This window comes from Parabacteroides gordonii MS-1 = DSM 23371 (genome assembly GCF_000969825.1).
GTDB lineage: Bacteria > Bacteroidota > Bacteroidia > Bacteroidales > Tannerellaceae > Parabacteroides > Parabacteroides gordonii.
The window spans coordinates 2,449,096-2,474,465 of sequence record NZ_KQ033919.1 but is presented as its reverse complement, the minus strand read 5'-3'; the positions used below and the strand labels follow the sequence as shown (position 1 = coordinate 2,474,465).

The 25,370-nt window shown below is 43.1% G+C and carries 13 protein-coding genes; 1 reads left to right on the top strand and 12 read right to left on the bottom strand.

All coding sequences use genetic code 11. The annotated features are described in order from the left end of the window. Positions 1–314: 314 nt before the first annotated feature. The 10 genes from HMPREF1536_RS09510 to HMPREF1536_RS09465 all read right to left on the bottom strand — a co-directional run bounded on the left by HMPREF1536_RS09510 (position 315) and on the right by HMPREF1536_RS09465 (position 21,556). Positions 315–3,146, bottom strand: a complete 2,832-nt coding sequence (locus tag HMPREF1536_RS09510) for an NPCBM/NEW2 domain-containing protein (RefSeq protein WP_028730144.1) — start codon at positions 3,144–3,146, stop codon at positions 315–317. An 82-nt stretch (positions 3,147–3,228) separates the two neighbouring features. Then, the gene (locus HMPREF1536_RS09505) at positions 3,229–5,961 is read right to left on the bottom strand and encodes a GH92 family glycosyl hydrolase (RefSeq protein ID WP_374938056.1); all 2,733 of its coding nucleotides are present in this window, start codon (positions 5,959–5,961) and stop codon (positions 3,229–3,231) included. Positions 5,962–6,014: 53 nt separating this feature from the next. Continuing rightward, positions 6,015–8,363 (bottom strand): glycoside hydrolase family 95 protein, encoded by a 2,349-nt coding sequence (locus tag HMPREF1536_RS09500; protein WP_198293292.1) that lies wholly within the window; start codon positions 8,361–8,363, stop codon positions 6,015–6,017. Between the two features lie 115 nt (positions 8,364–8,478). Further along, a complete protein-coding gene (locus HMPREF1536_RS09495) occupies positions 8,479–10,182 on the bottom strand; it encodes an alpha-L-fucosidase (protein WP_081693437.1) in 1,704 nt (567 codons plus the stop codon). A gap of 147 nt (positions 10,183–10,329) precedes the next feature. After that, positions 10,330–12,291, bottom strand: coding sequence for a glycoside hydrolase family 97 protein (locus HMPREF1536_RS09490; protein ID WP_028730141.1), 1,962 nt, complete (start codon positions 12,289–12,291; stop codon positions 10,330–10,332). Between the two features lie 173 nt (positions 12,292–12,464). Next, on the bottom strand, positions 12,465–14,615 hold the full coding sequence (locus HMPREF1536_RS09485) for a TIM-barrel domain-containing protein (protein WP_028730140.1): 2,151 nt from the start codon (positions 14,613–14,615) through the stop codon (positions 12,465–12,467). Positions 14,616–14,671: 56 nt separating this feature from the next. Continuing rightward, a complete protein-coding gene (locus tag HMPREF1536_RS09480) occupies positions 14,672–16,384 on the bottom strand; it encodes a RagB/SusD family nutrient uptake outer membrane protein (RefSeq protein ID WP_028730139.1) in 1,713 nt (570 codons plus the stop codon). A gap of 18 nt (positions 16,385–16,402) precedes the next feature. Then, positions 16,403–19,774 (bottom strand): TonB-dependent receptor, encoded by a 3,372-nt coding sequence (locus tag HMPREF1536_RS09475; RefSeq protein WP_028730138.1) that lies wholly within the window; start codon positions 19,772–19,774, stop codon positions 16,403–16,405. 194 nt (positions 19,775–19,968) lie between these two features. Further along, a complete protein-coding gene (locus tag HMPREF1536_RS09470; protein WP_028730137.1) occupies positions 19,969–20,949 on the bottom strand; it encodes a FecR family protein in 981 nt (326 codons plus the stop codon). A gap of 64 nt (positions 20,950–21,013) precedes the next feature. Beyond that, positions 21,014–21,556: an RNA polymerase sigma factor gene (locus tag HMPREF1536_RS09465; protein WP_225607963.1), complete on the bottom strand. Its 543-nt coding sequence runs from the start codon at positions 21,554–21,556 to the stop codon at positions 21,014–21,016. A gap of 478 nt (positions 21,557–22,034) precedes the next feature. Between HMPREF1536_RS09465 and HMPREF1536_RS09460 the strand changes: the two genes are divergently transcribed. Next, on the top strand, positions 22,035–22,481 hold the full coding sequence (locus tag HMPREF1536_RS09460; protein WP_028730135.1) for a helix-turn-helix domain-containing protein: 447 nt from the start codon (positions 22,035–22,037) through the stop codon (positions 22,479–22,481). 251 nt (positions 22,482–22,732) lie between these two features. Here the strand turns inward: HMPREF1536_RS09460 and HMPREF1536_RS09455 are convergent, their stop codons facing one another. Then, complete coding sequence (locus HMPREF1536_RS09455; protein WP_028730134.1) at positions 22,733–23,797, bottom strand: endonuclease/exonuclease/phosphatase family protein; 1,065 nt, start codon at positions 23,795–23,797, stop codon at positions 22,733–22,735. A 24-nt stretch (positions 23,798–23,821) separates the two neighbouring features. After that, the gene (locus tag HMPREF1536_RS09450; RefSeq protein ID WP_028730133.1) at positions 23,822–25,366 is read right to left on the bottom strand and encodes a SusD/RagB family nutrient-binding outer membrane lipoprotein; all 1,545 of its coding nucleotides are present in this window, start codon (positions 25,364–25,366) and stop codon (positions 23,822–23,824) included. Positions 25,367–25,370 lie beyond the last annotated feature (4 nt).

Here is a 25,370-nt window from a genome sequence, read left to right as displayed (position 1 = left end):
TGAAAGAGTTCTTATCGGACTAAATCACTTATTTAAGAAAGGTTACAACGAGTTCCCATCTTAATATTCAAATAACAAGCTGATATAAAATACTTTTTACACAAATAGAGTATACGCCTGCTTAACTTTAAAATACGTTTATTGATCTATTTTACATAAAGCTGGATGCTCAAAATAAAGACAAACCATCCTTTAAATAATATGAACTATCACACCAACTATCACAGCTCATACACATTGTTATTCAACAGATATCAAGCCATGAATGATAGTGTGATAGTTATATTAAACAATACTGAAGTAAAAGAACCTTTTTATTTCTCTATCACCAGCCAGGTATTTCCACGAGCAGGAATAGTCACCGTAATATCTATCGTATAATCGCGATTCAGTTTATAGGCAACCGGAGCATTCTCTTTTTCCCTGATCTTCGCTACATCGGAGATACCAGTGTAATAAAGCGAAAGCCGGATCGTACGGGTGATAGCCCGGTCGGTCGGGTTGAACAACAAGGCAAACCCTTTTTCTTTTTCGTCCGGGTTCACATGCATAAAGCCGTCCCAATCGCGTCCGTCGGCACGGCGCAGGTGGATCAGTTCGCTGTTGAGGATATTACGGTATTTCTTATACCAGTCGATCACCTCGACTACGGCCGCTTTTGTTTCCGGGGTGTCATATAGACGGGGGCCACGGTAACAAGCCTGTACGCCGGCTCCGTAATTCTGGATCATGTGGGCTTTATAGTCGGGGATATGATCTTTCAGAGGTTCCAAGGTAGCGGCCGCTCCACCTCCGTGGTATTGGGTAAGCGGGACGAATGTCCAACACATGCCCGGAAGACGTTCCCACAAACCATCATACATCACCTGACGTCCCAGCACCAACTGACGTTCGCGGGGAAGCGACCAGTTTACCTCACGGTAACCGATACCGACTTTCGATCCGCCATTCAGCATATAACCGCAATCGGGGATGTTGGTATAAATACCGGTTTCACACATCCACTGGTAGAGGTCGACTATTTGTTTACGTTGTTTCCATTGGGAGTCTTTCAACCCCTTGTGATGTGCATGCGTGGTAGAGGCGCAGACATTCCCCGGATAAGAGCCATCGTTCTCGAAAACAGTCATTCCGGTCTTTTCAAAGAAGCCGCGTATCTTGCGGAAATAATCGTATCCCCATTCACTGGACAGACAGGGGGAACTTCCGAAGATCATACCTCCCCGTTTTCCTGTCTCCGGATTGATTACATCCACTTCATCACTGATCCACCGGCTGGACAGCAGGGAATAACCGCCAAGTTCTATTCCTTTGGAATTGGCATATTCGGTAAATTCTTTGAATTTGGCAATATTCGCTTCACTTTCATCCTCCATATTCATGCCTGAACCGAAGCTGAGGATCACCATTTCGTAACCGGTTTCGGCACATTGGTCGATCGCCGTTTTCACCACCTTCGGATCGGAAGAGACACAATGCAGGAAGATCGGGTTCTCGGTTGTCCAGGGAGCGATCTTCCGATACATCCGTTTCTGGAAAAGGCCTTTCCGCTCACGGTCGTCGCTATCGAAAGGCATCAGCCAGGTACGGAAGCTTTCAAATTTACCACCGTCAGGAATATCTTCATCAGGCCCCATAGGCAATTTTACTTCCAACAGGCACGGTGTCAACAAGGGATAATTACATTGAGAAGTATAACGAGGATCCACGCTCCAGTTTTCCGTCCGTTCCGCTTCCCGTTCGGTAAAACCGAGGAAGGCCCAGTCGCTTTCCACATGGATATTCGGTTTAAGGAACTGCTCCGGCCTTTTCGCTTCTACCGGAGATTCGGGTTCAGCCATAGCCAACTGTTCAAGGGTAAACTCATCCAGCGTTATCTGCATTCCAGTTTTATTATCGATCTCAAACCATTTGCTGATACAGGGAAGGCCGTCATACAAGGCATAATTCAATTTGACTTTGACACCTTTCAGATAATCCGGCCCTTCCAGGTAGAAAGAAAGTACTTTGCCGGATGTTTCTCCGGGTTTAACAAGCGACCAGCGTTTGCCAGGCCATTGAATACGGGGTGTCAACTCCGTAATATCAAATCCGGTCACACGGAAAGAATTCGGTAGAATAGTTAAACTGTCTATCCATTTATATTGTGTATAACCATACTCGAATTGTCCGTCGAGACCGCCGAGCGTATAAATCTTATCATCGATCTTCAAAACTCCTTCATTACTAACGGCACGGAGCATACTTTCGCCTGTCATCTGATTGATCAGATCGACGGTAGCGAGATTCGGATAGATACGGAATATACGACTTACCAGGCCGTTGGAAAGGACAATGTCTTTTCCGTTATGTGTTTGATACACGCCGGCTTGTATGCCTTTGGCATCGAGCAACCAGTCTGTTTGGGGACGTGCCACCGGCAGATCGATCGCCGGTAAAGTGGCAATCTTACTTCGCAATGTCCTTTCTATTTCAGCAGGCATTGTCTCAACGGCTCCCTTATAATCGGCATTTACCAGCGAAGGTTTGATTTCGTTATAAGAGAAAACAGGATCGATCCAGTCGGCATGGTCTCCGCTGACGCCATCGCCACCATCATCCACAATCAACTCCAATACATCTATTCCGGATACATCGAGTGAGATCTCACGGGCTTTCTCTCCTCCGCGAACCATTCCGCTGTTATATATTTCCTTCCCGTCACCTACCAAACGGAAAACAACACTTCCTTTATCAAAAGAGCCGTCCCCGGAACCGACTCCAACAAACTGCTTCTTCCCTCCGGTACCGTCGGTACGGTAAAACAGCATCGTCCCGTCCGTCATCGGTATCTTGCTGAAATCTTCTTTTTTATAATCCAACGAATGGTCGTTTACACCAACCTTGCAGGTGAATTGCCCGGTGTTCTTTCGCAGGCTCAGTTTTATCTTACTATTTGACTGCACACCGATCCCTTGTCCAAACTGTTCACCGGCCACCGCCAGTTTCTCACCGGTAACGGCTGCATTCTTCATAGGTGATCCGTACTGTTGATAAGCCAGAGACAGATCCATCTCAGGCAAAGAAATTGTATTTTGGGCACTTGCGTCCCAAGCAGAGAAGAAAAATCCTCCCATAAGGAGAAATAAAGAAAGAGTCTTTTTCATGGTAGTTAAAAGTTAGAATATATATAAGTCCCCAAAGATACTTAAAATATCTCCGGAGACTATATAGGTTACATAGAACATTTTATTTGCCCCAAGCTTCATTGGGAGTATCGCCCAGCCATAATTCCAATACTCCTCCATCCGAAAAGACGGTATGAGGAATCTGAAAAGAATTATATTCCTTTCCGTTAAGCTGTGCACGTTGGATATAACAATTGGTTGCCGAATTGTTATACGTCTTTATCTTGAAAGACTTTCCCTTATAATAATCAGCATCCAGCGAAATGGTAACCTCATCAAATACCGGACTGGTTATGTCATATTGCGGATCACGGGAAGAACCGCCATCCAGAGCAAACAATCCGATCGCCATCAAAGAGCTTACACCACCCATCTGGCCCTGATCCTCATCATGTCCGCCATATCCTCTATCGGGGCCAATTGCTCCATAGGCCTGCTCCTTCACCCGGCGCACCCAATATTGTGTCAACCAGGGTTTTCCGGCATGCGAAAAGACATGGGCGTTCGAACATCCCGGCTGGTTCGCATAGCTGACATAGCCACTACCATATCCATACACAAAATCGGTATCTTCCGATCCCCTGAAAGCATAATCCAATTTATTGCAAAGGCTGTCATTACCCCCCATCATCTTCGCCAGAACAGGGATTGCATGCGAGATCCCGAAAGTAGCCTGCCAGGCATTCGCTTCGACGTATCCGTTACCGCTCAATGGGTCGGTATGAAGCCATTCCCCGTCGGCCTTCTTCGGTAGAATCAATCCCAAATCCTTGTTGAAGGAAGCCGGCCATCCGGTTGCCCGTTTACGGAAATAATCGGCATCCCCTTTCTTTCCCATTTTAGCAGCCATTTCAGACAAAGCCCAATCCTCAAAAGCCCACTGGATCGTCAGTCCTGCATTTCCGGGACAATATCCGTTGCGGACATAAAAGTCCAGTTCCTTATCCATATCCAACGCCAGCATACCTCCTTTGGAGTGATTCCGTTTCATAGCGCGGAAAGCATTCTGCGGATTCCACTTCTTCACAAGCCCTTTCTGGAAAGCACTCGTTATAAGGGATGTAGCCGGACATCCCGACATGATATAAGAATAGCCGCCGGCACAAGGACCACGGGGAAGCAGGTTGCCATTTACATCGTACTCGAGCAGGGAAGCTGCAAAATCATCCAGTACGGAAGGATAAGCCAGTCCCCAAAGCGTATTCAGGTTCCATTGAGTCAACCAGAAGGCATCGGAGTTGTACATATGATGTTTCACTTTTCCCTGTTTGTCCTTTTCCAGTTGCCGCACATGAAAACGGATATTTTTCGTCTGTGCTCCCGACCGGGTTCCGTCCGTATAATCGGGATATTCACCATTATAATCGTCGAGTTTATGTCTTCCCAACAAGGAATGCCATAGATCGGTATAGAACTTCATCTTCTGGTTGTGGCTTCCTCCTTTCACATCGATACGGCCCAGCCATTCATTCCATTCCTGTTGTGAGTTCTGCCGTACCTGGTCAAAGTTCCAGTGGTTGCAGTCCTGCTCCAGGTTCTCCCAGGCATTGTCCGTACTGACATACGATATAGCGACCTTCATCTGCAATTGTTCACCTGCCTGTACCTGATAATTTGCCTTCACGCCAGAAGTAGGGGCATCATGATAACTCATTCCCCGGTTTCTTGGAGTGCTCTCTTTCGTCCCCTGCAACTCGTTTATATCCGTAAGCCGCTGTTGGTCTACCCAACCGTCCAAAGCCTTGAAAGGAGTATCGAACGTCACGGCAAAATAGATACGGACTACATCAGGCCCTCCCCACAACCGTCCGGTGGTATCGAAATAACCTTCTACACTGTTGTTCCCTTTCTTATTCACATGGGCGTTTACCATTGTGGAAGTGCCGACATAACCACCCAGATTCAGCAGGATATCAGCCGGATTGTCTTCCGTATAGGTGAAACGGTAGAAGCTGACACGGTCGGTAGCCGTTTGTTCCACCCACATTTTATATTTATCCAGAAACAACCTGTGATAACCCGGTTGAACAATCTCTCCCTGATGCAGGAAAGAGGATTTCCAGAGTTGTTCGCCGCCTGTCGGGTCTACATCTCCCGTAACCGGCATTACCGTCAACCCGGAAAGCATCCAGCAATGGATCTGTGGGAAACCCAGCACTTCCGTCGAATTATAATTATATCCGCCGCCGTATTGATTTTTATTTCTGGTCAGCGGTGCAGCCCCTATCATCCCATAAGGTTGATTTCCGGTGATAAAGAAGAAGTATCGTCCCCGGGCAGTCTCGGTATAAGGATTGACCCAGGATACGTAGTCCGTATAATCATCAGGGGAAGGAAAGACCTCGATCTCTGAAAGTCCTACCTGAGTACCGGCGGCATCGGTCACCTCAAACCGTACCCATTCGACCTGTCTCGATTCAAACTCAATCTCTTTGGGTGTTCCATCGTTGTCCATACCCCAGACATTGATCTTACTGCCGTCGCTGAAACGCAATACGCCTCCGGCAATATGCGACTCCATAACCGGACGATCATACAAAATGATTTTATTGATATTCACGGGACGTTCCCAGTCCAGTTGTATCCATGGATAATCGATCTGCCCCCAGAAAGTTTCAGTACTCTTGGATACCCATTCGCCTTTATCCAATACCCGTATCACTCCGTCGATTGCCTTGCTTGCATCACGACCGGCATCCACGGAAGAGGAAGCCGACGCACGGGCTTTCGGGGCAATATTATAAGGCGTAGCTTGCATCATTCCCCAAGGGAAACCTCCCAAAAGAAGGAGCATAAAAAGTTTCAAATATGTTTTCATAAGATAAAAGACCTTTTGCCGGCCATTCTTTAATTCATTATTACATTTGTTCCGTCAGCAACCTGTAATTTCTTCACCTTATCACCATAACGGACGCTCACCTTTTGTGGTTTGTCCGAATAGATCCGGGCAGAAACCAGTTTTCCTTCTTTCCACTGCATATCTACCGTATATCCTCCACGTGCACGCAGGCCACGTATCTCTCCTGTTTTCCAGCAGGCAGGCAATGCAGGCAGCAGATGAATTTCTCCGTTATGACTTTGCAACAACATTTCGGCAATGCCTGCCGTACCTCCGAAATTACCGTCAATCTGGAAAGGCGGATGAATATTGAACAAATTATTTTGAGTAGTTTTGCTCAGCAACATCTGTACATTATTGCCGGCCTCTTCCCCATCTTGCAAACGAGCGTAGAAATTAATCATCCAGGCACGACTCCAGCCGGTATAAGAACCTTGCCGGTTCGATTCGTTCTCATTGTAGAAGCGACGACGTTCTATGGTTTTCCGGGCAGCCTCATACAACTCTTTCTTGTTCGAATTGATCGAAGTACCGGGATAAAGACCAAAGAGATGCGAAATATGGCGGTGACCCGGTTCTACTTCTTCGTAATCTTCAATCCATTCCTGAATGGTCTGATAACGTTTGCTCACCCGTATAGGAGGCAGTTTACGCAAGGTCGCGGAAAGCTGTTTGTCGGTTTTCGGATCGGAGCCTATCACTTTGCCGGCCTTCAGACAAGCATTGAACAACTCGTATATAATCTCGATATCCATCGTTGCGCCATAGGTCAGCATATAATGCTCGCCATTGGGCAACTTGTATCTGTTTTCCGGTGAATTGGAAGGAGCCGTCACCAGATAGCCGTTCTTATCTTCCACCAAATAATCCATGATAAATTCAGCCGCTTCCATCATGGCCGGATAAGCTTCGTTCTTCAGATATTCCTTATCGTTGCTGAAAAGGAAATGTTCCCATTGATGCAAAACCAACCAGGCACCTGCTATCGGGAATGTTCCCCATCCTACTCCATCGGCAATAGCTGTTCGGCCGAAAGGATCGGTCAGGTGATTCATCGTCCAGCCCTTGGCATTATAGGTTTTGCGAGCTGTTACCCTACCCGGTACCCGAAGCGCGTTGATGAAATTTGAAAAAGGTTCTACCGTCTCCGACAGATTGCATACTTCAGCCGGCCAGTAGTTCATCTGAATATTAATATTCGTATGGAAATCGGAACTCCAGGCAGCATACATATCTTCGTTCCACAATCCTTGCAAATTGGCCGGAAGTACACCCGGTGTCCGGGAGGAATTCATCAGCAGATAACGTCCGTACTGGAAATAAAGAGTAATAAGAGAAAGATCGGTTTCTCCGTTCTTCACCCGTTCCAACCGGCGGTCGGTCGGCAATACGGAAGATTCCCCCATGTTGAACGTCACCCGGTTGAACAGACTACTATGCTCTGTTATATGTGTTTGTTTAATCTTTTCATAAGAATCCTTACCCAACCGAGCAAGGATACGTTGGCAAGTTTCCGACGGATTGATTTCCCGGTCAACATCCAGTTGCGACAGATTATAGTCTGTAGCCGCCGTCAGGAAAAAGACAACCTCATCGGCTTTTTCCACATAAAACCCATTATTCAGTGTCATCAGTTGTCCGCCTTTATGAAACCCGGCAATCCGGCCGGCAAAACGCATATGTGGACCGATTGCACCTGTTTCCGCTTCCGGCAAATCTACAATCTGCCCCTTTATCTCCAACTCGTTGGCCGAAACCGGATAAGCTGTAGCATCCTGTTCCCTGTCATAATGCAACCGGAACGTCAAAGCCCCCGGCCTGTCAGCCGACAAACGAATAACGACAACATCATTTTCAGCAGAGACGAACACTTCACGTTTATAAGTCACCTGGCTTAACGCATAGGAGACAGAGGTGATGCCGGTCTCCAGATCCAATTCCCGCTTGTAGCCGGAAACAGCCGGATTGACGCTGCCGGTCAATAAGTCTATATAAATATTACCAAACGATTGATAAGAACGAATACGCAACGGATCGCTTTTCATGTATTTCTCCGACAGTTCCACCGCCTTTCCGATCTCTCCATTTAACAGCAATTGTTGTATTTCGGGTAGTTTAGCGGCAGACTCTGCATTGGCGTCACTCTTAGCTCCGGCCCATAGGCTTTCTTCATTCAACTGAATGGTTTCGCGGCGGTAATCGCCATACACCATCGCTCCCAAACGACCGTTCCCGACGGGTAAAGCTTCGTTCCAATCTTTTGCCGGCTTGTCATACCACAATCGGCAATCCTGATGTTGCGCCGATAACATGGTCGAAACTGTACAACAAAGAATGATAAATAGATTTCGTTTCATAAATATAGTAGTGCTTTATTATCCAACGCAAATATAAATTATCATGTTTCCTTAGAAAATAGCAAATAACTGCCTATTCGGTGGACTATTATTGTTTACAGAACCTTGTTTTCAATCAGAATCGTACAGGCTTTATTTTGACCGCGGATAAACTAACATCTTGACGGTTGCCTTCTAATAATCGAACAGAAACAGTATGTTTACCCGGTTTATCAAAACGTATCCAACCAACAGGCTTAAATCCGTAAATAGAGGAAGAGCCTTGCTGATTCTGTATCCGGAGACCTTCATCCGTACTGATCTCCCATACCTGACGCCCATTACCCTTTACTTTCAAATCAACATGATATATCCCAGGATCTTTAACTTCTATTTCCCAAGTAACATTGCCATCTTTAAACAGATCACTCACACAATAAACATGCTTCCACTCTCCGAATTTCTCCATCCAACTTTCTTTTCGTATCGTACAATCCTTAGCAGATGCAAATTTCACAGAGAGCTCTTCTATACCGGTTTCAGGGTCTGGAGCAATTGTGTTATCCACTACAATGTCCCCTTTTATTGTCAGTTCGATAATAGAGATCATCGGGTCCGGTGCTTTATGAGGAATATCCAGTACTGTCCATGAGCTTTCTTTCGAAATCTTTACCTTATGCGGCTTCTTTTCACCGATAATGTCAGCAGATATTATTTCCGATTTAAGGCCGGGAATATATAATTTGCCAGTCGCAGGCCAGTCATATACTGCCAGATAAAGTTTATTATCTTGGCAGACTACATCTCCCCAAGGTAAGGCATGTTTCCAAGGAGACGGATCGGCACCGTAAATCATTTGCGGATACTTTCCGATCCATTTGCCGGATGAAAGAAGCGTCTGTTCCGCATAGTCCGGAACATTTCCCAGTCCATCAGGACCAATATTCATCATATAGGTTCCTCCACGTGCTATTGTGGATATCAGATACATCAGGATCTGTTTAGGAGTTTTCCAATTCTGATCGTACCAGGCATATCCCCATGCATCGTTCGTCACATCCACACTTTCCCACAGACCGTCTATGTTTTCCAAAGGGACTTCCATATCACCCAACGTCTGATAATCCCCCAGATTATAACCTATACGACCGGAAACCAGTGCACCAGGTTGGTTCTTATGAACGACCTCCACCAATTTTTCGGCATACTTCTGAGGAATACCTCCCGGCGTATCAAACCAGATGAGTTCTATATCTCCATAGTTCTTTGTTATTTCCTCCACTTGCGGAAGACACTTCTCATGGAAATAATCATCAAATGTTTTCGGATTTCCTTTTGCATCCACACGCGATGCGCCGGAAGCTCCGGGAGTAGTCCAATCTTGATTGTGGGAATAATAAAACCCAAAGCCCAATCCCAACTGCTTACAGGCATCAGCCAATTCCTTCATCGGATCGCGGCCAAAGGGAGTCGCATCTACAATATTGAACTCATCGCATTGTGAATCGAACATGGCAAAACCGTCATGGTGTTTACTTGTAATGATAATATACTTCATTCCGGCATCTTTCGCCAACCGGGCAATCTTCATGGCATCGAATTGCGAGGGATTGAACTCTCGGGCTACTGCTTTATATTCATTTTTATCTGCATTCGCCATATTTACATCCATCATCCACTCTCCGATTCCATAATAGGTTTTTCCCTGCCATTTATTCCCCAAATGAGAGAAAAGCCCCCAATGGATAAACATGGCGTAATTTCCCCATTCGAAAAGATGTCCGCGTACATTTGTTACATTTGTCGCCTTCGCTTGCTGCTCACCCCACATTTTATCCATTCTCTGCTGACTAGATAGGGGAGAGATTGAAATCATAGAAACAACTATACACCCCAAAATAGCCTTCAGAATACACGATCTAAACATAGATGTTCCCAATCGGGATCTTTGGAATATTGTATATACATTCATTATTATAATACCTTATTATTTTTGCATGGAGATGCGTGCCACAAAACCTCCCCCCGACATCAATTCTTCCTTTATTCGCTGTCCGGAGTGTATTTTACTTTTCTTCACCTCGATCTGTTTCCGATTACCGGGAGTATCCGAAGCTATTTCTATCTTATATTTACCTTTAGGCAAGAAGTCCAACTTTGCATCAAACGTCCTGGTAGTCTCTCCGTTAAGAACGGTCAGATACCAGACATCTCCCTTTCTCCGGGCCAGAGCAGCCAACTGTCCGATCTCACTTTCCGGCAATACGATCGTTTCATCCCAGGTTACCAGCACACTTTCTATAAACGATCTACCCGGACACGACAGCATATCTTCCATATCTGCCGCAAAGATCAACATCGGAGAAGTGAACATATAAATTGACGACAACTGATGTCCAAAGGTCACGGATGGATGACAAAAAGCACGAAAATTCATCGGTGTATAATCAGCCGGCCCAACCAGCCAGCGGGTAAATGGCAATACCGTATTATGATAAGGCCAGGGCGGACCCGGAGCCCAGCTGTTCTCTCCGCCCACACACTCCAGTCCTCTTACAGCTTCTTTCGCCAGCAAGTTCGGGTAGGTATACGAATCGCCTGTCGGCTTATTCACACCATGAAAGATAACCATCAATTTTTCTTTGGCTGCAGCTTTCAGAATATCCTCCATCAGATTGACCGTAAAAGCATTCTCTGTATGGAAAAAGTCTATTTTCAACCCTTTCACCCCTACTTCCGCACACTTCTTCATAAAGTCGGCACGCTCCTCTGCATCGACCAAACCCACATCAGATTTATTTCCAAACCGAGGAGACGAGGAACGCCATACCCAGATATCTACATTCTTTTTCCCTGCATAATCCACCAGTTCCTTCAACATCTCCCACTTGGTCCGACCGTTTGCGTCTTTTTCCGTTTGTTGCCACAACTCCCAGCCATCATCCACAACAACAGACTCGATTCCCAGTTCAGCACATCCGTCCACATATTTTTTATGATTGGCTACACTCAGCCGGTCATTACCTTCCACCAACCAAGTGAATGTTGCTCTGCCCGGTTTGATCCAGTCAGTCTTCGCCCCGTCAGGGAAAAGTGTTTTATCCGGTTGGTCGGATACCTGTTCAATAATCCGGTTATTCACCAAGCCATTCAAATCTTTTGCCAACATAAGTATACGCCAGGGGGTTACAATTTCTTTACTCTGGTCTTTCGGAGAAACAATCCATGGCGTATCACGTACTTCTTCATGCCAGTATTTCGTAGGCGGAAGACCGGTTATTATTCCAGTTTCCACATGCCCTTTATTTTCTACATAGCCAAATTGTACACGGTTCGGAGCTGTTCCAAATAGTACCGCTCCGTGATAATTGAACAGATTCGCTTCCGTGATCGCTGCATAAACTCCATTCGGTAAATGAAAAGTGGCAGGCGGTGCCAGCAATTCACCAGTGATATGATCGGTCTCCCGTTCCTGATATTGTTGCAGCCAGCCATACTGGAAAGGACCGCTGGCATACCAGGTCTTAGTTTTTGACGGAAAGATAAATGAAGTTTCCTCTCCATAAATACAGGCAGGACCTTCTACCGGAATACGGTAACGCAAGGCAATACCATCAGGAAATATCCGGGCATCCAGATAAAAAAGGCTTCCGTCGGCTTGCTGTAACTGATAAACAAGCGTATTATTTTCCTTTTTTTCCTTGTTAAGCAGCTGAACGTCTTTTCCCAGCTGACGGTGATCGACATTCAAACCTAAAGGAGCTTCCCGAATAACTGAATTTTCCTCATAAGAGACATCCAGCACCAATTGTTTATCGGCATTCGCCTCTATTTTCAATTTTACCGGGGTAGCACCAGATACTGCGTCTACGACCTTCGCTTTTACTATCTGATTTACATTTAACAAAAGCAATGCAATTACTAAAAACTTAGATATACTATTGTTCATTTTAAGTGATATTAGATTTTCAAACATTGAAATGGTAAAAATAGGAAACAAACCCAGCATAAGTCTTCACAAAATACGAGCATTATTTTGCAAAATCCAGGATTTAGGGTACAGTTTTTACTGTATTCCAAATCCTGGATATAAACGCTTCGGTTTTATTTTGAACTATTATTTTATTTACCAGTCATAAAACGAAAATTATAATCACTGAACGACCAGACTTTCGTCCCTTCAGGAATAATAGCTTTTCCTGTTTTATCGCCATTCGTATTTACATCCACTTTCAATACAATACGAGAGAAATCTCCTTTTTCATAATCGAATGTCTTTCCATCATCATCATATAAATTATAAGAAGAGGAAGTTTTACCATAGTGACGAACTTCCAGCGGAAGTTTCTCATCCTTCACTTTTGTCACAGCAGGCCATAGAGGAATGATTCCCCCTTCTTTCACATATACAGGGATCTTTGACAAGCCAGGAGAGACCGTTATCACCTCCCCTTCCCCTGCAAACTCACCGGTATAGAAATCATACCACTTACCTTGCGGAAGGATCACCTGGCGTTCTTTCTCACCGGCAAACAAAGGAGCGACAAGTAAACTCGGACCTACCATAAACTGGTCTTTAACCTCCCGCTTAACAGCCATCGCATACGGATTAGCTGTCGCATCCAATACCCCCTTTTCTGTTTGGGTATCCGCTTGGTAGCCTTCTTCCAGATTCATGGCACGCATGGGAGGAGTTCCTTCAAAGGTGTAATCGGCAAAAGCTGTATAGAGATAAGGGATCAACTGCATACGTAACTGCGCAATCTCACGTACTTCTTTTTCCACTTCCGGAAAACTCCAGGGCTTTGTTCCGTCCGCCCAGGCATCCAATTGAGCTACAGGAGAAAAACAAACGGTCTGCATCCGTCTTAACCACTCCTCTCCCGTCCCGGAAGATCTAACCTCGGGCGTCCAAAGAACACCGATGAAAGAACTGTTTATCAGTGCTGTTATAAAATCACGATGAGCATAATAATCGTTATAAATGACATAAGGGTACGAACTCGTCCCTGCATTCCCAGCACGGACTAATCCATAAGTTCGCGTATTACGTTTACGGAACATGTCCATTGTAACACTTTGCATCAGGGAACCATATATCTGACGCATCTGTTCTGCCGGCATACCGGATGGAAAAGAGGCAACATCCGGCCAAAGCCAGAAATCATAACCGTCATTTTCATCCATCTTATATCCGCTAATGCCTTTATCCAACTGATGTTTCTCAAAATGCTCCACCATGATCTTCTGTGCTGCGGGCATCGAATAATCGGGGACAATCCCGCACCACACCGTATGCGATCCGGTATAGGGTTCGATTTTATCGTACAGTTCACCATCTGGTGATACATAAGGATTGATCCATACATTCGTTTTTATATACTGGTCATTCAGATTTTTCACAAAGTGATCCGGATCCGGGAAACGAACTCTATCCCATTCGTAAGTGCATGGATAGGAGCGGCTCATCCAACCAGGTTCAAGTCCGACTACACTCAACGGGAAACCTCGTTTTTCAAATTGAGCAACTTCTTCATTCACTTCCTTATCGGAGAATAAAGAAGGTACACGATGCCAAAAGCCAAGTCCCCATCTCGGAGGTAATGCACCGCCACCGTTATACAAATTAAAACGACGAACTACATCCAACATCGTCGGTCCGGCAAACAGGACAACTTCTACTCCTTCTGCCGGAATCAGAAACTCCAGATTATCCGAATACGGCTGGGCTTCCCAATTCTTGTCTGTATTCCGGTCTCTTACGACTGGTGGGTTCTTGCTGTCTTTCCTCACACTCGTACCTACCCATGTATCTATGTATCTGGCTGAATTGATAAAGGCACCATATCCCCTAGAAGAAACAAAAAATGGAACCGGAGTGTGTGTACGTCCATCATCTTTTCCGGTATAATGATCTACATGCAGACGCATGATCCGTCCTCTCTGTTCAACCGTTTTAAAATTCAGGCCCAAACCGAATATCTTCTCATCCTTTTCCAGAGGGAAACGGATATAGGTTTTCCCATCGACCACTTCAAAACTGATATCCTCTTGGGAGACAGGCAGGGAGGCTTCTCCCATTTTCCTGATAGCATCGAACTTGGGACTAATATTCAATTCACTCAGCAGGTTAATCTTCTCAGGAGTACCGACAGAAACATTCCACACGCCTGCTACCTCTTCTTTCCATTCGACTCCTCCTTTGTTTTGAGGAGAATTATTACATGCACTCAAAATGCAAAGAGTACAGATTGCTACAAAATATCTTCTCATATATCTCATTTAAAAGAAGGCAGAATCACAGGGTTCTGCCTTCTGTAATTATAAAATTAATCTAACGGATTGAACGTTCCACCGCTCCAGCCTTGCGTCTGCTCCATTTTGGAGTTCGTTTCCAGATACTTGTTAGGTATCGCATAGAAATAATAATTGTCTTTAAAATCAATCGTAAAGTTCTTATCCAGGATAACCAGCGAGTCTCTGAAGTAAGTAGCATAATTATTCTCAAAATCAGCCGTATCCTTTATCTTATTAAATTCTTCTTCCGGTATATTTAGTTTTGGCAGGACACCATGACGTACTTTCCCATTCAACTCAGCCTCAAACAACCGACGGCGGCGCAAATCCCAATAACGTTTACCCTCAAAAGATAGTTCTAACTTCCTCTCCAGCATGATTGCATCAATCATTTGCCCTGACGATAACTCCGGCTTTAATCCATACATGCCATTATCACCTGCAAGTATACCGGCTCTTGCCCTGATCGCTTTCAATACATCATAGGCCTCATCCGTCTTACCCAGCATAGCTGCACATTCTGCATAGTTCAGCAACACCTCAGCATGCCGAATCTCGATCCAGTCTGTACTACTTCTTTCTGTATAATAAGAGGTATAGCTTGTCTCAACAGCCTTTCTACAATAAAAACCTGTTGCTGTGGGATTATTCAATTCAGCCCCCACATACGTCCATTGTTTTCTGCCTGCTTTACCACTCAATTCCCAAGTACAGCTATTGTAAGCGATAGTCATATTGAAACGCGGATCTCTGTTCTTCCAATATAAAACAGGATCATAATCGGTAGATTCAGTGATAGGAACACCTGTTATCATTGGATATGACTCTACCATCTCCAAAGTCGGATGATTCGCTCCTGTATAATTTTGTGCCTCAGACAAAGGACGGGTCGCTGCATTCCATTTGTTCGTAGCCCCCGGTTCCTGGTATCTGCGTCCCCAGATAACTTCTCTGTTCATTTCATCATACCATATCTTTTCATAATCGGCATATAATCCGTAGCCATTCGCTTCCAGTTCTTCTTTTGCCTGTTTATTGACCTTATATGCTACCTCCCAACGATCCGTCAGGTTATCAGGATTGAACTGAGGGCTGGCATAATACAATAAAACACGTCCTTTCAAAGCCAATGCTGCAGCTTTGGTTGCCCGTCCCAAATCATCACCAGTCCAACTCCAGGGAAGATTTTCATAAGCATAATCCAGGTCCTTGATGATAATATCGATACACTCAGACGTTTTATTACGTGACACCAGTAAGTCATCAGTCAGTTTCTGTGGTAACAACAACATAGGGACACCGCCATACACACGCACCATACAGAAATAACGCCAGGCGCGAAGGATAGAAGCCTGAGCTTTCAGGTTTGTACAGGTCTCCGTGTCTATAGCCTCATTATTCTCCAGTTTTTCAAATAACATATTAATATTACGAATATCTTCATAATACCAATAATCGCTTGAAGCTGTCGTTAACTGACCGTACATCACACCGCCGCCGCCATCGGATTCATCCGAATAAGATGAATAAAAAATAGAATTAGCACCATCTCCATCCCTATCTTGCTCTCCTTCCCATTTGGGCAGATTCTTTTCATACAACCTGTTCAGGTAAGCTGTTGCATATTTGGCATCTCCCCAAACCTGGTCGTCTGTCACAGCAGATAAATCCTTTTTATTCAGGATATCCGAACAACTCACACTCATAGCTAACAATGAGCCGTATAATAAATATTTGATCGTCATAATGCTTTAATTTTAATATTAGAAACTAAGGTTCACACCAAAAGAGTAACTCTTCATCATAGGATAATCGAAAATCGTCGAACTTTCCGGATCGTAATATTTCACCTTATTTTGAAGCAAACACAGGTTATTTCCAGTCAGAAAGAATTTCAGCTGGGCAACCCCCAATTTAGTCAACACCGATTTAGGCAACGCATAAGAAAGATTCACATTTTTCAAACGCAGGAAAGAACCGTTACGCATCCAGAATGTCGATTCCTCACCAGCTGCATTACGAGAGGCACGCGGAAAAGCAGCACCTACATTTTCCGGAGTCCAGTGGTCAGTCCAAAAATCGAAGTTCGTTTCCTGCGGACGTGCCTGAGCACCTCTCATAGCGATCATCACGTCATGTCCGGCTACTCCCTGTAAGAATATATCCAAAGAAATACCTTTCCATGAACCGCCTAAAGAAATACCGTAGTTCAGAGGAGGTGTCGTATGGTTTATAATCCAGTCTTTATCATTATCATCGATCACACCGTCGGGCTCATCACTGTTCGCTCCACGCAAATCCTTATAGTTCAGCATACCTAATTCGGGTTTCTGACCAAAGATTGTATATCCTTCCGGCAGCGCATCCAAGTCCGCCTGTGTACGGATAATATCCGTTGCAATATATCCCATTTTACGATCTGTGCTATAACCGATCTCAGACTTATAAGAACGAAGATTCTCCGCCTCATCTTTTGTGATCACCTCATTCACCGCATATCCCAGATTTCCTTTTACATAATACTTAAAGTCATCTCCAATTCTGTCATTATAGCCCAATTCTACTTCAAAACCTCTAGCATCGATCACTCCATAGTTTTCAGAAGGCATCTTCGCGCCAAAAGTAGCTGGAATACTGGCAGCCCGATCTCCCAAAATATCATATGTATGCCTGTAGAATGCATCTACTGTCATCGAAAGCTTATTGTTCAGGAAAGTAGCATCAAGACCGAAATTGTATGTCAAAGACTTTTCCCAGGTAATATCCACATTAGGAATTACATCTGCAGCAACTCCACTGCTCAACGAACCGAAATATGCTCCGTTTACCAGATTATAACGCTGCATCCATTGCCATCCGCTAATCGCATTCTTATCTTTCAATACGATGCCGTCATTTCCCAACAATCCGATAGATGTTCTTAATTTCAGATAGTTGATAAACTTTACATTCTCTTTGAAGAATTTCTCTTCCGATACTCTCCATGCCAATGAAGCAGACGGGAAAAATCCCCAGCGGTTTTTGGGAGCAAAATTGACAGAACCGTCATAACGGAAAGAGGCTTCCACCAGATACCTGTCATCATAACCATAATTCAGGCGACCAATATAAGAGATACGTCCTGTTTCTTCACCTTTTCCGTCCACTGTCGAGTTCTTTGAGTCAGAACTACCGGCAAACAACTGGTCCACCGCAGAGGAGATAAAGTAATTTCTCACGCCGTTAAACCAATCCACCGTTCCTTCCGACTGTTCATATACAAATAATGCCCCTACATCATGTTTACCGAATTTATTAGCATATGTAATATATCCATTTAACTGATAACTGTCACGGGTATCATACTTCTCTTCCAAGAAGTCACCGTCAGATCTCACTTTGACACGGTCTATTACATCTGTTATAATATGATTGTGGCCGCCTGTCATTTTATATTCATATAATGAATAAGGACGGTTGAATTGTTTTATAAAAGTGTGCCTATCATATTTATTAAATAATAATTTAAGGCTCAAACCTTTGACAAAGGGGACATTATATTGTAATGAAATATTCGCCTCATAATTGGAATATTTCTTTCTGTTATAACCGGTATTACCTCCCAACAGCTCAATCGGATGCCATTCCACAAAACTTCCGGTAGGCTTCCCATTAATATAGGGAGGCACCTGTCCTGTCCGGAAAAGCAACCCCCTGTAGAGGTTATCCATCTTATCAGAATCATTGTCGTATCTCCAATATGGTTTATCATCGTTTCTTGTATCCATATTCAGATTCAGAGAAACGATCAGGTCTTTTGTTATGTTCGCTTCCAGATTACTTCTCAGATTATATTTCTTGAAACTCAGATTATCAAAAGAACCTGTTTCATAGTAATAGTTACCGCCAATGAAATAACGGACACGTTCGTTACCTCCACTGACATTCAAAGAATGCCTGGTTACCAACGGTTGCTTCCATGCTTCATCCAACCAGTTATAATTGTTATTTTTGAAGTACTCCAACTCGTCATCCGTATAATAACTCAAATCCGTAGGATCGACATTTTCCACAATCCTGTTATCATTTATAAAAACTGCCTGGTTGTAAGCATTCTGTGTTTCCGGAATCATAGTTGCATCCGATAAACCGATAGAACCGGTATAAGCGATGGTTGGCTTTCCTATTTTACCTTTCTTGGTAGTAACCAACACAACACCGTTTGCAGCACGTGCTCCGTAAATAGCAGCAGACGCTCCGTCTTTCAAGACAGACAGATTTTCCACTTCACTTGCATCCAAGCCGTCAAAAGCAAATTTGTCTCTGACAATCCCATCAATTACATATAAAGGAGCCGAATCATTCCAGGTTCCTTTAGAACGTACCGTCATATCGGCACCGGCACCGGGTTTACCTCCGGACTGTGTCAACAATACCCCCGCCATCTTACCGACAAGTGCACTGGATAAACTACCTGCGGGAGAATCTTGAATATCCTCCGCGCTGACAGAAGATATCGACCCGGTCAGATTCACTTTTTTCTGGATACCATATCCAACAACGACCACTTCTTCCAGATTTTGGGTATCTTCCAGTAGTTTCACATTAACAGAAGCTCCTTCGCGTACAGGCACTTCCTGACTGATATAGCCGATGTAGGAAATCAGAAGAGTTTTTCCGGAAACATTATCCAGAGTATATTTCCCATCGATATCTGTAATTGTTCCATTCGTTGTTCCTTTCTCTACCACGTTGGCACCGATAATCGGCTCACCGCTAGTATCTGTAACCACACCTGTAATATTTCCTTTTTTCCCCTGTGCCACAACCGGCATTCCCGGACCACCACTCTTTTCCGCCGGGTTGATCAGAATAAGATTATTCTCTGTGATCTCATACTTGATCCCTTCCTTTGCAAACAGACGGTTCAGGATCGTTTCGACACTCTGGTCTTTCTCGCGGACAGAGACTTTCTTATCTAGGTTGATTTTTCCACTCTCATAAATAAACCGGAACTCGGACTGATTCTCTATCAGGAAAAGGATTTCCTTGATGGACTGATTGTTTACGTTCAACGATAATTTCGTCTTTTGGGAATAAACGGTAGCCGAGATATTGAGCGAGAAAGCAATTAAAGCTAATGTTGTCAATCTCATAATAGCGTATACCTTTTTAAGGGCCGGATACGATTCCGACCTTGACAAATTAAAAAATTTCATATATTTGTAATTTGATTGTTAGTTAACAATAGTGCTGGACACACTGTGTATTAATGATCAAAAAATAGAACGGGAAGTGTTGCTGCATTTCCCGTTTTTCGTGCTTCATGGTTGTTACTTCATAGGCAAACTTATTTAGGGGTTATACTTATATTTTTTCCTTTCACGTGATAGGCTATGTTACTTAAATGGGATAAGGCCTCCAATACATCTGCAATTGTTTCTTCCTGTATTACACCATTGTAATGTATATTTTTACCTAAATCTCCCTGAATATGAATATCGACATTATACCATCTTTCTAAATATTTACAGACATCCCCCAATGACATATCATCCATGTAAAGCTTATTATTCAGCCATCCATAAGAATGGGACAAATCACCACTAAGCTGTTTCAATGTACTAGTCCGCTTATCGAACTCTGCCATATCACCTGCTTTCATCTTCAGTTTGTCATTATTATGTCCCAGTTCAATATGCCCCTCCACCAACGAAGCTTGTATAGTCGGGGCATCTGCATACGCTTTCAGGTTAAAAGATGTACCTAATACTTTCACCTCTACTCCATCAGTCATTTTCACAATAAAAGGGATTTTACTTTTCGATACATCAAAATATCCTTCCCCCTGGAAACGAACTTCCCGAATTTTCTTCTTCGAGTTATACACATAGGTAATATCCGACCCTGAATTCAACTTTACGACCGACCCGTCAGGCAACGCTATTTCCGAACGGTTCCCGTAATCGGCGGTCAAGCTGACAGAGATATCCTGCTCCCTATCAAATACTCCGGTAACAGAAAGAACAACCATCAATAAGACAGAGGCTGCGATACCTGACAATGTATAATAAATATTATTCATACGTTTCCGGAGAAGAGCCTTCTGTCTGTTAGACGTATCTACTTTCTCCCAGGCACGATCCACATTAAAAACACCGGGATCCATATAATGTCCGGATTCCTTCCAGATCCTGCGATACCGCTCCAGTTCCTGACAGTTCTCCCCATTTCGATCCAACCATTCCTGTAGGATCGGGTCGGTGACCTCTTTTTCACCGCTGAGCAGGTAATCTATTATATGATCACTTATATGTTCTTTTTCTTCCATGAATCTTCCTTTTATAATTAAGACACAGTAAAACAAAAAAGGTCCTATACGGACCTAAAAAATTTTATATACCTTTTACTTCAAGGCACTTTTTCAATCTCTGGAGAGATACCCATATCTGATTTTTAATTGTTTTGACTGAAATGGATAACTGGTCTGCAATCTCTTTTTGCTTCAGCCCTTTTACGCGGTGAAGGAGTAACACCTCTTTACACCTGTCAGGCAGCAGGTTGATACAATCGTAAAGGGCCATGCGAAATTCTTCAGTCTCAAGCGGATTTTCTTCGTAATAAGGAAGTTGTTCTTCCCGGTTATCTAAAACTGTTTTGTAATTTGTTCGCGTACGGATATGATTCAATGCCAGATTTCTCGCCATCTTATACAGGTAGCCGGAAACATTCTCTCCAACCAATATCCTCTTCCGGTTGTTCCAAAGGGTAAGGAATAGTTCCTGCACAACATCCTCAGCATCCTCTTTCTCTCCTAACAGACGATAGGCATAACAACACAGACGGCTGTAGTAACGGACAAACAGCTTATTGTAACTGATGTAATCATCATTTGCGATTGCAGCAATTAGTTTATCATCTGTAATAGAGATATTCAATATATATTAAGTTAAATATTCAACAAATATTATTCTGTAATTATCACGACTATTTCTTAATGATATGGCTGTATGAGCTAATTAAAATCTTTTTCTATATAATTGCACGCTATAATCCAATGCAAATGTAGACTTATTTTTGTTATAAAAAATAGTATAAAACTACTTATTTGATGGACTATCCTCTGATCCGCCAATCACCTCTTACCGGAAGCTGCCACAAATCGTAAAAGTTCGCAATGCCCGGCAATATCCATTATTCCTTTTTTATCAATTCACTTTCACGATACCTTTACAAAGAAAAGTAGTATATCTTCATGCCCCAATATTCATGCTTAGGTAAAATACACAAAACAGCTAGGTTTTTTACATCGCATGCAGGAAAAGAAAAAAGCAAGATAGATTGTTATTTCCCATATGACAAGCAAAGAGTTTATCGTTTTGTCCTTATATTTGTCTCAAATAAAATAAGTTCGATATGGAAAAAGAAACAGAAGAGAAAATCCAAAAGAACGTTCACCAGGGTTCGAACGTCCGCAAATTACGTAATATAATGGGGATCAAACAGAGCTCATTAGCGAAAGATCTCGGCACTACTCAGCAAGCGGTTTCACGTATCGAAAGCCAACGGGTGATCGAAAAAGATACCTTGATCCAAATCGCGAACATCTTAAATATTTCCCCCAAGATCATTGAAGAACTGGATGAAAATCCGCTGTCAGTTATTATTGAAAATAATAATTTTGAAAGTGGAAGCTATAATACAGGAATAATTTCAAATGATCAATACAATCAAAATACCATTCATCCTTTAGAGAAGATAATGGAGTTGAACAAACAAGCCACCGACCTTTTTGAACGCATGCTGGCCGTTGAAAAAGAAAAGTCCGCTTTGCTAGAACAATTATTGAAGGAGAAAGGGTAATATTCATGGTTACAACCCGATATAACCTGAATTTCATCCCAAAGAAAAGATAAGATCCCGTCATAGTAATTGCTTGTCGACAATTATAAACAAATCTGTCGATAATTGTGAGCAAGCTTGCCGATAACTATCAACAAGCTTGCCGACAATTATCGACAGTAAAATAGTACAACAAAACAACAGCACATTGTTACCGTTCTAATCAGATACCGGTATAACAATATTCCTTGCTTCCTGCCCATTATTATCTATCATTTTCCGGTAACAACCTTAAATGTTGCCAGATTACCTTTATGGTCTGTCGGCCAGATTCCTTTCGGAGTGAAGAACTTGTCCTGAGAATCACTCTCTTCTATCTTTCCACGGATGACAGTTTCAGACGGCCCAACAAGAATACTTTTTTTCAAAGAAAGTGTTGCATAGGTCGGATAATAATAAATAAAATCAATACGATCCCGTTCATCAACATCTGGAGCCCATGCCAGCTTCTCCAACTTTGCCTCTTCAGCCAATTTATTGCCAGCCGGGAATGTGAATCCCGGATATGCAACCGGATCCGGATATTTCTCACGGTAAACATCTTTAAATCCGGCATTATGCAGCATGACAGAACAATCCCAATTAATAACGGCACCATTATGATCCCATAGGTCTTTGGTATTCGCCTGCCAATCCAAATGAGAAGGTTCGTTGAAATCACCTCCCATAATAACAGGAATACCCTTTTGTATTTCAGCCAATGCATCCTGAATAAAAGCAGAGATACTTTCATCCCGGTATGCTAATCGATTAGCCTCCAAAACTGTTTTTTCATCCGTTACCGGAGAATCTATTTTTTCCCAACTCATACCACTGTATCCACGAGGCATATAACATTCATAATGCAAATAATCCAGATGGCAGGAATAGAAAGAAACCGATTGTCCGGCAATCGTAATTGCAGCTTTCAACATTGCCCTACTCTCATCACCGGGGACAATACAGCATTTTACGATACTATCCGGTTTATACTTTGTTAAAAGACCAACTACCATCCCCAAAGTCTCCCCATAATAATGCTTTCCTCGTTTTTCCAAGTCCTTCAAAATTCTAGGCATGAACATTTTCCCATCAAAATCTCTGATTTCACACAAGAAAACAACATCCGCATCGACCTCATCCAAAACATCGAGAATGCCCTGGTATCCATTCGGAACTTTCGAGCCCTCATGCCATAAGTTCATCTGGAAAACAGTAAAAGTATCATTTATTTTTTCCGCATTTATCCATACCGGCACACTCAGCAGGTAGAGTAATAAAAATAATATCTTTTTCATATAATCATCTCTTTTCAATAAAAATTATTTCAACAACCACATCACGTTATTAACATTATCCGTCCCCCCCCATTGACGATCCAATGCTGCAAGATATTGTTCCTTATTATATAATAATTCGTTCTCCGGATATTGCCAGCGCATCGGAATTTTAGTCTTATCATCATTCAGGTTCGTATTCGGATTTATCGGGAACTCCGGATAAGTATTCCGACGATAGTCATAATAATCATCATATTGCATATGATAATAGCGAGCAATATAGGCCTGAATCCAGACCTGTTTCAAACGATCCATCTGCGTCCCTTTCGCATTATAAGCCACATAAGAACCTTTCAAATAACGATCAATATACTCATCTGTTATTTCTCTTCCATTCCGATATTCCGCAGGAACAGTAGTACGCACAAAATTGAAAGAAGCACGGATACCTTCTTCATAATATTTCTGTGCATCTCCTTTTATCCATCCACGCTCTATCGCTTCTGCAATCGTAAAGTTCATATCTGCATATCCTAAACGAATATAAGGTACCCCTGCATAACTTAAGCGGTATACACCATTAGGGCGCGAATGCAACTTATTTGCAATCTTTTTAGATTCTTCTCCAAATACAGCAGCAACATCCAATCCCTGATAAGCATTCCAGTCACTCGGCTCCAATAGTTCCTGTCCCGGAGCCAGATACAGTTCATCGGTCATAGCCTGAGCCGGAGAAAAATAATAGAACAAACGATAATCCTCAAACTTCTTCAACGGATCGATTAACAGAGAAGAACCTGCATACTCATTAATACTTTTCACAAAACTATTATGAAACGGATTCTGCTGCCCCTGCTTATCTGAATAAATAGCCTGCAAATTGTCATCGTTACTTTGGAACAGATTACCTTCTGCCACTATTTCTGCAAATGTGTCCTTAATATTCAACTCTGGTGTATCATCTACTCGTTTCGACAAGGAGATCAACACCTTCAGACGAAGAACATTCGTTGCTTTTCTCCATTTCACCGGATCTCCTTTATAAAACGGATCCCCTTCAAAACTTTTGGCTGTGGCGAAGAACTCATCCGCTTTTTCCAGATCCGATAAAACACCAATAAAAACATCTTTTTGATTGTCATAGACCGGATAACGATATGCCTCAATATCCAGAGCCTGAGAATAAGGGATATCCCCCATACTCATCGTACAACGCCAGAAGTTCCAACCTTTCATGAAATAGAATAACCCGGAATAGGCATCTTTATCATCTTCAGAAGCTAACTCCATCATTTGCTTCGCATTAGTCAGTATCCGAATATAAGAAAAATCATCTGCTCCGAAACGGTTATACTGGGCATTATTAATTTGTTCACCCCAAAACATCCGTCGACTCAGGAATTCATTATATTCCCATATCTTTGTAACCATATCTTTTATTACGTTGGTTGCCAACATAGACGACTTGACTTGTGTCGTAGCATCCGGATTCGTATTCATATCGTCAAAAGTCGATGTACAAGCTGAAAACGAAAGAACATAGATCAGTAAACAGCTTACTATTTTGATACTTTTTATATTTTTCATTTGT

Coding starts and splice junctions, on each gene's coding strand:
- HMPREF1536_RS09510 (WP_028730144.1), bottom strand. CDS start 3,146: ATGAAAAAGACTCTTTCTTTATTTCTCCTTATGGGAGGATTTTTCTTC.
- HMPREF1536_RS09505 (WP_374938056.1), bottom strand. CDS start 5,961: ATGCTCCTTCTTTTGGGAGGTTTCCCTTGGGGAATGATGCAAGCTACG.
- HMPREF1536_RS09500 (WP_198293292.1), bottom strand. CDS start 8,363: ATGAAACGAAATCTATTTATCATTCTTTGTTGTACAGTTTCGACCATG.
- HMPREF1536_RS09495 (WP_081693437.1), bottom strand. CDS start 10,182: ATGGATAAAATGTGGGGTGAGCAGCAAGCGAAGGCGACAAATGTAACA.
- HMPREF1536_RS09490 (WP_028730141.1), bottom strand. CDS start 12,291: ATGAACAATAGTATATCTAAGTTTTTAGTAATTGCATTGCTTTTGTTA.
- HMPREF1536_RS09485 (WP_028730140.1), bottom strand. CDS start 14,615: ATGAGAAGATATTTTGTAGCAATCTGTACTCTTTGCATTTTGAGTGCA.
- HMPREF1536_RS09480 (WP_028730139.1), bottom strand. CDS start 16,384: ATGACGATCAAATATTTATTATACGGCTCATTGTTAGCTATGAGTGTG.
- HMPREF1536_RS09475 (WP_028730138.1), bottom strand. CDS start 19,774: ATGAGATTGACAACATTAGCTTTAATTGCTTTCTCGCTCAATATCTCG.
- HMPREF1536_RS09470 (WP_028730137.1), bottom strand. CDS start 20,949: ATGGAAGAAAAAGAACATATAAGTGATCATATAATAGATTACCTGCTC.
- HMPREF1536_RS09460 (WP_028730135.1), top strand. CDS start 22,035: ATGGAAAAAGAAACAGAAGAGAAAATCCAAAAGAACGTTCACCAGGGT.
- HMPREF1536_RS09455 (WP_028730134.1), bottom strand. CDS start 23,797: ATGAAAAAGATATTATTTTTATTACTCTACCTGCTGAGTGTGCCGGTA.
- HMPREF1536_RS09450 (WP_028730133.1), bottom strand. CDS start 25,366: ATGAAAAATATAAAAAGTATCAAAATAGTAAGCTGTTTACTGATCTAT.